We start from the raw sequence: 13,446 nt of genomic DNA, 5'->3' as shown, positions 1-13,446 counted from the left end.
TGTGTCGGGGTGGCGGAACTGGTAGACGCGCTGGATTCAGGATCCAGTGAGCTAACGCTCATGGGGGTTCAATTCCCCCCCTCGACACCATAGGACGTAAGAGGGCGTGCGGAGTCCGTTGACTTCGTGCGCCCTTTTTGCTATGATGCCCGACTGTACGACTTTTTAACCACCCAAACCCCACAAGGGAGGTTGTGTCTCCCATGGTTACGGAAACTCCTTCCCAGGCGCTCACGCGGAGGATCTTTGGTCGAGCCAAGGACCTGATTGAACTGCCCGATCTGGTGGAAGTGCAGCGTCACTCCTACGACTGGTTTTTCGAGCATGAAGCGGACAGGGGACCCCGGCCGAGCCAGGGTCTCCAGGATCTCTTCGACGAGATCTTCCCCATCGAGAGCTACGACGGTTCCTTCGCCCTGGAGTTCGTTCGCTACTACGTGGATCCCCCCAGCACGAGCCTCGACGAGGCCCGCAGTCGGGATCTGACCTGGTCCATGCCCGTCCGCGCCACCATCCGTCTGGTGAACCGCAAGAGCGGCGAGATCAAGGAGGAAGAGATCTACCTGGGGGACTTCCCGGTCATGACCGACCGGGGTACCTTCATCATCAACGGCACGGAGCGGGTGGTGGTCAGCCAGCTGGCCCGTTCCGCGGGGGTGTACTTCTCCTCCGAGGTGGGGGTTCCGGGGCAGGAAAGCTACCTGGCCAAGGTGATCCCCGATCGGGGTGCCTGGCTGGAGTTTGACCTCACCCCGGGGGACCTCCTGTCCGTGAAGATCGACAACCGGAAGAAGATCCCCGTCACCATGCTCCTCAAGGCCTTCGGCGTGGGGTCGGGTGACGAGATCCTGCGGCTTTTCGATGCCAAGGAAGTGGAGCTGGACCTGGTGGAGGAGGAGATCAAGGGACGCCTCCTAGCCGAAACGGTGGTGAATCCCGACGGCCAGGTGCTGCTCCGCAAGAACGAGCGCATCACCAAGGAGCACTTGGAGACCCTCTGGAACCAGGGGCGCACCAAGGTCTGGGTCTGGGATGTGGACCCGGGGCTTGCCGCCACCATGGAGAAGGACAACACCCAGTCCGGGGACGAGGCGACCCTGGAGCTGTTCCGACGACTGCGCCCCAACGAGCCCGCCCGTATGGAGAACGCCAAGGAGTACATCCACGGCCTCTTTTTCGACACCCGGCGGTACAACCTGGGCCGGGTGGGACGCTACAAGGTGAACCGCCGTCTGGGCCTGGACATCCCCGAGGCCGCTCGACTCCTCACGGTGGGGGACGTGGTGGCCATCGTGAAGGGGCTCTTGGGCCTTCGGGATGGGATGGAGCGGGACGACGACATCGACCACCTGGGGAACCGACGGGTGCGCGCCGTGGGAGAGCTTCTCCAGAATCAGGTGCGCATCGGGCTGCTGCGCATGGAGCGTATCGCCAAGGAGCGCATGACCACCACCCCCGATCTGGCGGCGGCCACGGCGAAGGACCTGATCAACGTGCGCCCCATCAGCGCGGCCCTTCGGGAGTTTTTCGGCTCCGGCCAGCTCTCCCAGTTCATGGACCAGACGAACCCCTTGGCGGAGCTGACCCATCGGCGGCGGCTTTCCGCCCTCGGCCCCGGGGGGCTCTCCCGGGAACGGGCGGGCTTCGAGGCCCGGGACGTGCACTATACCCACTACGGACGGGTCTGCCCCATCGAGACCCCCGAAGGGGCGAACATCGGTCTGGTGACGTCTCTGTCCACCTTCGCCCGGCTCAACGAGTACGGGTTCCTGGTCACCCCCCGTCGTCGGGTGGTGGAGGGGCGGGTGGGGGACGAGGTGGTCTACCTCGCCGCGGACGAAGAGGACGAGTTCTACGTGGGGCGGGCCAACACCCCCGTGGACGACGACGGGAACCTGTCGGAGCAGGAGGTCTACGTCCGCTACCGGGGCAACATCCTCACGGTGGAGCGGGATCGGGTGGACTTCCTGGACGTGTCCCCCAAACAGATCGTCTCCATCTCCACGGCTCTGATCCCCTTCCTGGAGCATGACGACGCGAACCGGGCCCTCATGGGCTCCAACATGCAGCGTCAGGCGGTGCCCCTGGTGATGGCGGAGGCCCCCTATGTGGGCACGGGCATCGAAGGCTGCATTGCCCGGGATTCGGGTTCCTGCGTCCTGAGCCGCCGGGATGGGGTCGTGGAGTTCGTGGACGCGGACCGCATCGTGATCCGGGGAGACGATGGAGCCCGGGACGAGTCCCGGCTCATCAAGTTCCGCCGGTCCAACCAGGGTACGGTGATCCACCAGAAGCCCCTGGTGCATCAGGGGGAGCGGGTGGACCGGGGGCGGATCATCGCCGACGGCCAGTCCTGCGACGGGGGCGAGCTGGCCCTGGGACGGAACGTCCTGGTGGCCTTCGTCTCCTGGGAAGGTTACAACTTTGAGGACGCCATCCTCCTCAGCCAGAGGCTGGTGAAGGAGGACTTCTACACTTCCATCCACATCGAGGAGTACGAGGTGGAAGCCCGGGACACGAAGCTGGGTCCCGAGGAGATCACCCGCGACATCCCCAACGTGGGGGAGGATGCCCTGAAGAACCTGGACGAGAGCGGTGTAGTCCGGGTGGGGGCGGAGGTGAAGGCCGGGGACATCCTGGTGGGGAAGGTCACCCCCAAGGGGGAATCGGATCAGTCCCCGGAAGAGAAGCTGCTTCGGGCCATCTTCGGAGAGAAGGCCCGGGAGGTGCGGGACACGTGCCTCCGGGTGCCCCACGGCGAGGGCGGCAAAGTGGTGGCGGTCAAGCGTCTCAGCCGGGAGGAGAACAGCGAGGACCTGAGCGCCGGGGTCAACGAGGTGGTCAAGGTCTACGTGGCCCAGTTCCGGAAGATCACCGAGGGGGACAAGATGGCGGGGCGCCACGGCAACAAGGGCGTGGTCTCCAAGATCCTCCCGGAGGAGGACATGCCCTTCCTCTCCGACGGAACCCCGGTGGACGTGGTGCTGAATCCCCTCGGGGTGCCCAGCCGCATGAACCTGGGGCAGGTGTTCGAGACCATCATGGGCTTCGTGGCCATGCACAAGGGTTGGAAGGTCTCCACCCCCGTGTTCGAGGGGGCCCAGGAGGACGACATCTTCCGTCTGGTGGAGGAGATCCAGGCGGAGAAGTACCCGGAGCTTACCCGGGACTGCAAGATCACCCTCTACGACGGCCGTACCGGGGAACCCATGGACAAGAAGGTCACCGTGGGGGTCATGTACATGCTCAAACTGATCCACCTGGTGGACGACAAGATCCACGCTCGGTCCATCGGACCCTACAGCCTCATCACCCAGCAGCCCTTGGGGGGCAAGACCCAGTTCGGCGGGCAGCGCTTCGGGGAGATGGAAGTCTGGGCCCTGGAGGGTTACGGGGCGTCCCACATGCTCCAGGAAATGCTCACCGTCAAGTCCGACGACATCCGGGGACGACTCAAGACCTACGAGCGCATCGTCAAGGGGCAGAACCTGGCCCATCCGGGGGTGCCCGAGAGCTTCCGTGTCCTCATCAAGGAGCTTCAGGGCCTGGGCCTGGACGTGGAGATCCAGTACGAGGACGGTTCCTTCGGGGAGCTGACCCTGGGGGATGAGGACGAGGACGTCCGGGGCCGTTCGTTGCCCTTCCGTCCCGATGCCACGGTGGATTCCCTGGAGGATGTGTTCGAGACGAGAGAGCGGCCCCTTACCCCCCAGGACCTGTTCGAGGGTGACGTGTCCCTGCCCGCGGTGCCCGAGGGGGCGGACCATCTGTTCCATGTGGTGGACCCGGAGCAGGAGTCCGGGCCCGGGGACCTCGCGGAAGAGCGGGAAGAGGAGGACGCGTAGATGGCTCACCACGAAATCGTCGGCGTTCGGATGAAACTCTCCTCCCCGGAGAGGATTCGGGAGCTTTCCAGCGGCGAGGTGAAGAAGCCCGAGACGATCAACTACCGAACCCTGCGCCCGGAAAAGGACGGTCTCTTCTGCGAGAGGATCTTCGGTCCCACCCGCAGTTTCGAGTGCGCCTGCGGGAAGTACAAGCGAAGCGGCCCCAAGTTCCGGGGCATCATCTGCGACCGTTGCGGCGTGGAGGTCACGGACAACCGGGTCCGCCGGGAGCGCATGGGGCACATCGAACTGGCCGCCCCGGTGGTGCACATCTGGTATCTCCGGGGGATCCCGAGCCGCCTGTCTCTCCTGCTCGGGGCCTCCACCAAGGACCTGGAGAAGGTGGTCTACTTCGCCCCCACGAGGCGGAGGGAGCCGGTCTATAAGGTGGTCACCGAGGGCCGTCGCATCGACCTGGCCCGGCGGGGCGACCTGATGGCGGCCTGCGAAGAGCGGATCCACCGGCATTTCGACCCGAAGTTCAAGGCCGAAGAGGCCTTCCGCATCGTCCGGGTGGACGATGTTCCCTTGAGCGAAGGGGACGTGGTGGGGGCTTCCCAGCTGTCCCGGATCCGCTCGGAGTACGGCGACGACGTCCTGAAGGTGGAGCCTGCTTTCCGCATCGTCCGGCCCGAGGATCCCGAGGGGGGGGAGGTTGTTCCCGCCTCCCGGGTCCAGGCGGTCCTGGCCCTGACGGCCGACGCTGAGGCCAAGCCCGTGGTGTTGGGCAACCAGGAGGGTTTCGTGGCCGTTTCGGTGACCCACCTCCCCTTCGCCAAGAACGACGTGATCTCCAAGAGCGAGTACGAACTCTACTACCAGAAGTTCCCCGGTCGTTTCCAGGCCCAGCCGGAGACCATCACCATCGAGGACCCCTGCTACATCGTGGTGGAGGGGGGGGAATCCCCCTACCAGAGGGCGGACATCGTCCTGGAGCGGGAGGAGCGCCTCTGCAGCCACTATGACAAGGCCTTCGAAGGGGGCATCGGCGCGGAAGGCGTGGTGGCCCTCCTCAAGAAGATCCACATGGACGACCTGGCGGCGGAGCTGCGGGAGGAGATCGCCGAGTCCACGGGGCAAAAGAAGCGCAAGCTCACCAAGCGCCTCCAGGTGGTGGAGGATTTCCGCAAGAGCGACGGTCGGCCGGAGTGGATGGTCCTCTCCGTCCTGCCGGTGATCCCCCCGGACCTGCGCCCCATGGTGCAGCTGGACGGAGGACGCTTCGCCACGTCGGACCTCAACGACCTGTACCGCCGGGTCATCAACCGCAACAACCGTCTGAAGAAGCTGCAGGAGCTTCGGGCTCCGGAGATCATCATCCGCAACGAGAAGCGGATGCTCCAGGAATCCGTGGATGCCCTCATCGACAACGGCCGTCGGGGCAAGGCGGTGCTGGGGGCGGGCAATCGGCCCCTCAAGAGCCTCACCGACCTCCTCCGAGGGAAGAAGGGTCGCTTCCGGCAGAACCTCCTGGGCAAGCGGGTGGACTACTCCGGCCGTTCCGTCATCGTCATCGGGCCGCACCTGAAGATCTACCAGTGCGGCCTGCCCAAGCAGATGGCCCTGGAGCTGTTCAAGCCCTTCGTGATGCACAAGCTGGTGGAGCAGGGGCTGGCGGCCAACGTGAAGAACGCCCGGCGCCTCATCGAGCGGGGCAAGGACGAGGTCTGGGGCATCCTGGAGGAGATCATCAAGGACCACCCGGTGCTTCTGAACCGCGCTCCCACCCTGCACCGCCTGGGCATCCAGGCTTTCGAGCCGGTGCTCATCGAGGGGAAGGCGATCCGCCTTCACCCCCTGGTGTGCACCGCCTTCAACGCGGACTTCGACGGGGACCAGATGGCCGTCCACGTGCCCCTCTCCCTGGAGGCCCAGACGGAGGCCCGGATCCTGATGCTGTCTTCCAACAACCTCCTGTCTCCCGCCAGCGGGAAGCCCGTGGTGACCCCCACCCAGGACATCATCCTGGGGGTCTTCTACCTCACGGGGATGCGGGAAGGCCTGAAGGGACACGGGATGCATTTCCGGGACATGGAGGATGTGGTCTCCGGGTTGGATCACGGTCTGGTGGACGTGAACGCTGCGGTGTACGTCAAGGCCAGGCCGGAGTGGAACCAGGGCGAAGGATGGCTGCAGACCAGCCCGGGCCGGGTGGTCTTCAACCTGGCCCTGCCCGTGGCCATGCGCTTCATCAACCGACAGATGGGCAAGAAGGACCTGGGGGTCCTGTTAGACAACGCCTACGACCAGGTGGGACAGGCCGCCATGGTGGAGATGCTGGACGCGGTGAAGATGCTGGGGTATCGCTGGTCCAGCCAGAGCGGCATCAGCCTGGGTATCGGGGATGTCCTGGTGCCCCCCCAGAAGGAGATCATCGTCCAGGAGACCATGGTCCACGAGGAGGAGCTGTCCTCTCAGTACGGGGTGGGCATCCTCACGGAGGACGAATACATGCGCCAGAAGGACGCCCTCTGGTCCGAGGCGGTGCGGCGCATCGTGGACAAGATCGTGGAGAACATGGAGATCACCAACCCCCTGCGGATGATGGTGGACTCCGGGGCTCGAGGTTCCAAGAGCCAGGTGGCCCAGATGGCGGGTATCCGGGGCCTCATGGCGGACCCGTCGGGGCGCATCATCGACTACCCCATCGTGTCCAACTTCCGCGACGGCCTCAACATGCTGGAGTACTTCATCTCCACCCACGGGGCGCGAAAGGGTCTTTCCGACACCGCCATGAGAACCGCCAAGTCGGGCTACCTCACCCGTCGACTGGTGGACGTGGCCCAGGACCTCATCATCACCGAGGAGGACTGCGGCACCGACCGGGGCGTGGAGGTCCGCCCGCTGCGCCAGGAAGGGAAGGTGGTCATCCCCCTTTCCGAGCGCATCCTGGGCCGGGTCGCCCTGCAGGACGTGGTGCTTCCCGACGGGACCTGCGCCGTCCGGGCGGGGCAGGAGATCACCGGCGAACTGGCTCGGCAGATCGAAAAGGCGGGGGTGGAGAGCCTCTGGGTACGCAGCCCCCTCACCTGCGGGCTTCGTTACGGCATCTGCCGCACCTGCTACGGCCGCGACCTGGCGACCCGAGACCGGGTAGCCCTGGGAGAGACCGTGGGGGTGGTGGCTGCCCAATCCATCGGCGAGCCGGGAACCCAGCTAACCATGCGTACCTTCCACACCGGTGGGGTGCGGCAGTTCACCGGAGAGGACATCACCCAGGGGCTGCCTCGGATCGAGCAGCTCTTCGAGGTGCGCCGTCCCAAGAAGGTGGCCATCCTGGCGGAGCACGACGGCACGGTGGTGGAGATCCGGGAGAGCGACGGCAAGAAGAAGGTCATCCTTGCCCGTACGGACGCGAACGGCAACGAGGAGAAGATTCCCTACAACATCCCCGCGTCCCAGAACCTTCTGGTGGGCATCGAAGAAGGCGTGTCCATCCACAAGGGGCAGGTCCTGACGGAAGGGTACATCGATCCGCAGCAGCTCCTGGAGGTGGAGGGGCTGGAGGCGGTGCAGCGGTACATCCTGGACGGCATCCAGGAGGTCTATCGCTCCCAGGGCGTCTCCATCAACGACAAGCACATCGAGACCATCCTCCGCAAGGTGGCTCCGGTGAACCGCGTCCGGGTGGTGGAGGAAGGAGACAGCCCCTTCGTGTCGGGGGAACTGGTGTGGCTGGAGGATCTGGACGCGGAGCTGGAGCGGATCCGCCGGGAGAACGAGGCGGCCCTCTCCGAGGCCGTGGACGCCCTGGGGGGGACCACTCTTCGGGAGGTTCAGGGGCAGGGGGCCATGGACGGCGCGGGCAGCCTGAAGGACGAAGCGGTGACGCCGCAGGTCCTGAAGCGGCTGCTGGCCCCGGGCATCACCGTGGCGGAGCTGCTCTGCGAGGACCGGGAAGGGCAGCTGCGCGTGGTGGTGGGAGATGCTTCCTTCAAGCGGGAGATGGAGGGGCTGGAGCTGATCCGGGAGGTGGAAGTGGCGGAGGGTTGTGTCCTCTCCGCAGGTTCCCGCCTGACCGCCGGAGACGTGAACCGTCTCATCGCCAGAGGACCGAAACCCGTCTGGGTTCGGGACATTAAGGCTTTGGAACAGCTTCGCAGCGAGGCCTATCTGGCGGAGGACCTGAAGGTGGACGGGGAATTGGTGCCGGCTAAGGACCGGGCCCTGGACGAGGAGCTTTTGGGCCTGCTGCGCCGTTCCTCCCAGGAGAACCTTCGTTTCTGGAAGAATCCGGAACGCATCGACCTTTCCAAGGACCTCTACGAGTTCCTCATCGGGACGTACCTGTCCCAGAAACTCCTCCAGGTCATCGATGGGGAGGGGAACTCCCTCGTCCCGGAGGAGAACCGCGTGGACATGGAGATCGTGGAGGGACTTCTGGCGGGCAGCGTCACCGCCGTGGAGCTGGAAAGCGGCATCCTGACCCGGGACAAGCTGGTGCACCAGGTGCTCACCGACAAGGTGTACGGCAAGGTCCTCCTGGAGCCGGTGCGGGACGCTTTGGGAGACGTGGTGGTCCCCGCAGGAAGGGAGATCAACCACCAGACCCTGGGAGAGTTGGTGAAGGCCTGTCCCTCCGACCTGGTGGTGCGTCCCATCCTGGCCCAGTCGGAGCTGAGGCGGGTCATCCAGCGGGTGACCTTCGTCCGGAGGCTTCGGGAGGAGCCGGAGTGGCGTCCCGTGGTCCACGGGGTGACCAAGGCGGCCCTGGCCACGGACAGCTTCCTCTCCGCTGCCTCTTTCCAGCAGACCGCCCAGGTCCTGGCGGCCGCTGCGGTCCGGGGAGAGATCGACGGGCTCCGGGGACTGAAGGAAAACGTCATCATCGGGTTGCTGGTCCCCGCAGGCACGGGTATCGAGCGTTACCGCAAGGTGGAGGTCAAGGAATCCGTGCCGGAGGCAGCCCCGGTCACGATCTGAGGATTGTCCACCAGATGGCAGGAACGGGCGGCCTTCCTTGACAGGGGGGCCGCCCGTTGCTATGATCGCTCGGTGCGTCTGCACGGGAGGGATACGTGTGCCTTTGTGCGAGCTGGCTTCACCGGATCGGGTGGTGGGACTGCACCAGGTCCAGCGCAAACTCCAGACGGGGGAGCTGCGCAAGCTCTTTCTCGCCAAGGATGCGGAGTTTCGCCTGGTGCAGGCTCTCGAGGAAGAAGCGCTGCAACGGGGTCTCGACGTGGAATGGGTGGACGAGGCTCTCCTGTTGGGAAGGGCCTGCGCCATTTCCAGGAGCGCCGCAGCGGCGGGTTTGAAGAAGAGGAGTGCTTCCCTGTAAGAAAGGGAAAGCAAGGATCAAGAGGAAGGAGGGAGTTATGTGCCGACAATCAGCCAGATGATTCGGCATGGTCGCGAGGAGAAGCGCCGTCGTTCCAGCGCCCCCGCGCTCCAGGAAAACCCCCAGCGGCGTGGGGTTTGCACTCGGGTCTACACCGTGACCCCGAAAAAGCCGAACTCCGCGTTGCGGAAGGTTGCCCGTGTCCGCCTGACCAACGGGATCGAGGTCACTGCCTACATCCCCGGGGAAGGGCACAACCTGCAGGAGCACTCGGTGGTGCTGGTCCGCGGCGGGCGTGTGAAGGACCTCCCGGGTGTCCGGTACCACATCGTGCGGGGGACCTTGGACTGCGGCGGGGTGGAGAAGCGCCGGCAGTCTCGGTCCAAGTACGGCGCTCGTCGTCCTAAGAAGAGCGCTGCCTAAGAGGAGGGGACCAGAGAATGCCGCGTAAGGGACATGTGAAGCGGCGGACCACGGCTGCGGATGCGCACTTCCAGAGCCAGGCCATCGCCAAGTTCATCAACTGTCTCATGCTGTCGGGCAAGAAGAGCCTGGCAGAGCGCATCATGTACGGAGCCCTGGATCTGGCGGGGAAGCGTCTGACCCTGGAACCCGCGGAGGTCTTCGAGAAGGCCATGGCCAATGTCCGCCCGGCGGTGGAGGTTCGCCCCCGGCGGGTCGGCGGCGCCACCTACCAGGTTCCCGTGGAAGTGGAGCCCGCCCGGGCCCAGGCCTTGGCGATCCGCTGGATCATTCAGTATTCCCGTTCCCGCAAGGGAATCCCCATGGTGGAGCGTCTGGCGCGGGAGCTTACCGACGCTTGCAAGGGCGAGGGTGGGTCCGTGAAGAAGCGGGAGGACACCCATCGCATGGCGGAGGCGAACCGGGCGTTTGCGCACTACCGATGGTAGGGTGGCCTGCTCGGCGTAGTTGGTCAGGAAGGACGATTCTGTCGTGACCGCAACGGATCTTCGATCAATTCGCAACATCGGCATCGCCGCTCATATCGACGCGGGTAAGACCACGACGAGCGAGCGGATCCTGTTCTATACCGGTCGCAAGCACAAGCTGGGGGAGGTCCACGAAGGGGCTGCCACCATGGACTGGATGGAACAGGAGCGGGAGCGCGGGATCACCATCACTTCCGCTGCCACCACGTGCCAGTGGAAGGATTGCACCATCAACCTGATTGATACGCCCGGGCACGTGGACTTCACCGTGGAGGTGGAGCGGTCCATGCGCGTCCTTGACGGTGCCGTTTCCGTGTTCTGCGCCGTGGGAGGGGTGGAGCCCCAGTCCGAAACGGTGTGGCGCCAGGCGGACAAGTACCGAGTTCCCCGGATCGCCTTCATCAACAAGATGGACCGGGTGGGGGCGGACTTCTGGTCCGTGGTCACCCAGATGAAGGATCGCCTGGGGGCGAGGCCTGTGCCCATCCAGATCCCCATCGGCGTGGAGGATGGGTTCGTGGGTGTGGTGGACCTGGTGGACTTCAAGGCCGCCATCTACGAGGACGAACTGGGGACGGAGTACCGGAAGGTGGAGGTCCCTGCGGAACTCCTGGAGGAGGCGCAGCTCGCCCGGGACGCCATGGTGGAGACCCTGGCGGATTTCGACGATCAGATTATGACCGCCTTCCTGGATGCCAAACCCGTGGAGGAAGCCTGGATCCGCGAGGCGTTGCGCCGGGAGACCGTTGCCCTCAACGTGGTTCCCGTCCTCTGCGGTTCCGCGTTCAAGAACAAGGGAGTCCAGCTCGTCCTGGACGCGGTGGTGGATTACCTTCCCAGTCCCCTGGACATTCCCCGATACGAGGGGGTCAACCCCGAGACGGGGGATGCGGTGGAGGTGGACTCCTCCGTGGAAGGTCCCTTTGTGGCCCTGGCCTTCAAGATCATGGTGGACCCCTTCGTGGGACGGCTGGCCTTCTGCCGGGTCTACTCGGGCACCCTGGAAAGCGGCTCGGGGATCTACAACGCCAGCACGCGCAAGCGCGAGCGGGTGGGGCGCATCCTTCGGATGCACGCCAACAAGCGGGAAGAGCTGGATGCCGTCCATGCGGGCATGATCGTGGCCATCCCCGGCCTCAAGCAGGTCCGCACCGGAGACACCCTTTGCATGGAGGGGCACCCGGTGCTCCTGGAGTCCGTGGAGTTCCCGGAACCGGTCATCTCTCTGGCCGTGGAGCCTCAGAGCAAGGCGGACCAGATCAAGCTGGCCAAGGGTCTGGAGGCCCTCTCGGAAGAAGACCCCACCTTCCGGGTGAACGTGGACGAGGAGACGGGGCAGACCCTGATCCGAGGCATGGGGGAGCTTCATCTGGAGATCATCGTCGACCGTCTGCGTCGGGAGTTCAATGTGGAGGTCAAGGTGGGGCGTCCGCAGGTTTCCTACCGCGAGGCCATCCGCAAACCCTCCCGCGCCCAGGGGCGCTTCGTGCGCCAGTCCGGAGGTCGCGGACAGTATGGCGACGTGGTGCTGGAGCTGGAGCCGCTGGAAGGGCACAAGGGCTACGAGTGGGTGGACCGCATCGTGGGCGGTGTGGTGCCGAAGGAGTACATCCCCGCGGCCCAGAAGGGCGTGGAGGAGGCCATGAACAACGGCATCCTCGGCGGCTACCCCGTCATCGGTCTGCGGGTCTCCATCGTGGACGGAAGCTACCACGACGTGGACAGCTCCGAGATGGCCTTCAAGATCGCCGGATCCATGGCCTTCAAGGAAGCCATGAGAAAGGCCGATCCGGTCCTCATGGAGCCCATCGTGGACGTGGAAGTGGTGACGCCGGAGGATTACATGGGCGACGTGATGGGCGACCTTTCCTCCCGGCGGGGCAAACTGGAGGGTATGGGCGAACGTGCAAACGCCCGGATCATCAAGGCTTTCGTGCCTTTGGCGGAGATGTTTGGCTACGCCACGGACCTCAGGAGCCGCACCTCCGGGCGCGCCTCCTATTCCATGACCTTCAGCCATTACGAAGAAGTGCCTCGGGACGTGGCGGAGAAACTCCTCAAGAAATAGCGTTTGAGGACTGGTGAGGCGCCGCCTGGGGCGCCTGCAGAAGCAAGGGAGGTACGCAGGAGATGGCGAAGGAGAAGTTCAACCGGTCGAAGCCGCATCTGAACATCGGGACCATCGGACACATCGACCACGGGAAGACGACGCTGACGGCGGCGATCACTCGTACGCTGGCGAAGAAGGGGTACGCGGACTTCACGCCGTTCGACATGATCGACAAGGCGCCGGAGGAGCGGGAGCGCGGGATCACCATCAACATCGCCCACGTGGAGTACCAGACGGACCACCGTCACTACGCGCACATCGACTGCCCGGGCCACGCGGACTACATCAAGAACATGATCACCGGGGCGGCGCAGATGGACGGAGCGATCCTGGTGGTGTCGGCGGCGGACGGCCCGATGCCTCAGACGCGGGAGCACGTGCTGTTGGCGCGCCAGGTGAACGTGCCTGCGCTGGTGGTGTTCATGAACAAATGCGACATGGTGGACGACCCGGAACTGCTGGACCTGGTGGAGATGGAGATCCGGGACCTTCTGAACAAGTACCAGTTCCCGGGAGACGAAATCCCCATCATCCGGGGATCTGCGCTGAAGGCCCTGGAGTGCGAGACGGAAGACGACTGGACGGCGAAGATCTGGGAACTGATGAACGCCTGCGACGACTACATCCCGGCTCCCACGCGGGAGACGGACAAGCCGTTCCTGATGCCCATCGAAGACGTCTTCACCATCACCGGCCGCGGCACCGTGGTGACGGGGCGAGTGGAGCGGGGGATCATCAAGCCGGGTGAAGAAGTGGAGATCGTGGGTATGAAGGACACCCAGAAGACCGTGGCCACCAGCCTGGAGATGTTCCGGAAGATCCTGGACGACGCCGAAGCGGGGGACAACGTGGGCGTGCTGCTTCGGGGGACGGGCAAGGACGACGTGGAGCGGGGCCAGGTTCTGGCGAAGCCCGGGAGCATCAAGCCGCACAAGCACTTCAAGGCGGAAGTGTACGTCCTGAAGAAGGAAGAGGGGGGCCGTCACACCCCGTTCTTCACGGGTTACAAGCCCCAGTTCTACTTCCGGACCACCGACGTGACGGGGGACATCAAGCTTCCGGAGGGCGTGGAGATGGTCATGCCGGGAGACAACAGCCAGTTCGAAGTTATGCTGATCGTGCCGGTGGCTCTGGAGCCGGGCCTTCGGTTCGCGGTGCGGGAAGGCGGCCGTACCGTGGGCGCCGGAGTCGTCACCGAAATCCTCGAGAAGTAGCCCC

The 13,446-nt window shown here is 64.9% G+C and carries 7 protein-coding genes and 1 tRNA gene; all 8 read left to right on the top strand.

Going from position 1 to position 13,446, the window contains the following annotated elements; all coding sequences use genetic code 11:
• Positions 1–3: 3 nt before the first annotated feature.
• Positions 4–90 (top strand) — tRNA-Leu (locus APAU_RS08350).
• Between the two features lie 113 nt (positions 91–203).
• Positions 204–3,845: a DNA-directed RNA polymerase subunit beta gene (rpoB, locus tag APAU_RS08345; protein WP_006301289.1), complete on the top strand. Its 3,642-nt coding sequence runs from the start codon at positions 204–206 to the stop codon at positions 3,843–3,845.
• Complete coding sequence (gene rpoC / locus APAU_RS08340; protein WP_006301288.1) at positions 3,846–8,810, top strand: DNA-directed RNA polymerase subunit beta'; 4,965 nt, start codon at positions 3,846–3,848, stop codon at positions 8,808–8,810.
• Between the two features lie 97 nt (positions 8,811–8,907).
• On the top strand, positions 8,908–9,168 hold the full coding sequence (locus tag APAU_RS08335) for a ribosomal L7Ae/L30e/S12e/Gadd45 family protein (protein WP_006301287.1): 261 nt from the start codon (positions 8,908–8,910) through the stop codon (positions 9,166–9,168).
• 39 nt (positions 9,169–9,207) lie between these two features.
• Positions 9,208–9,591 (top strand): 30S ribosomal protein S12, encoded by a 384-nt coding sequence (gene rpsL / locus APAU_RS08330; RefSeq protein ID WP_006301286.1) that lies wholly within the window; start codon positions 9,208–9,210, stop codon positions 9,589–9,591.
• A 17-nt stretch (positions 9,592–9,608) separates the two neighbouring features.
• On the top strand, positions 9,609–10,079 hold the full coding sequence (gene rpsG, locus APAU_RS08325; protein ID WP_006301285.1) for a 30S ribosomal protein S7: 471 nt from the start codon (positions 9,609–9,611) through the stop codon (positions 10,077–10,079).
• Positions 10,080–10,122: 43 nt separating this feature from the next.
• A complete protein-coding gene (gene fusA, locus APAU_RS08320; protein WP_006301284.1) occupies positions 10,123–12,186 on the top strand; it encodes an elongation factor G in 2,064 nt (687 codons plus the stop codon).
• A 62-nt stretch (positions 12,187–12,248) separates the two neighbouring features.
• Positions 12,249–13,442, top strand: coding sequence for an elongation factor Tu (gene tuf, locus APAU_RS08315; RefSeq protein ID WP_006301283.1), 1,194 nt, complete (start codon positions 12,249–12,251; stop codon positions 13,440–13,442).
• The last annotated feature ends 4 nt before the right edge of the window (positions 13,443–13,446 follow it).

Source organism: Aminomonas paucivorans DSM 12260 (genome assembly GCF_000165795.1).
Lineage (GTDB): Bacteria > Synergistota > Synergistia > Synergistales > Synergistaceae > Aminomonas > Aminomonas paucivorans.
This window is presented reverse-complemented; position numbering and strand designations above follow the sequence as displayed.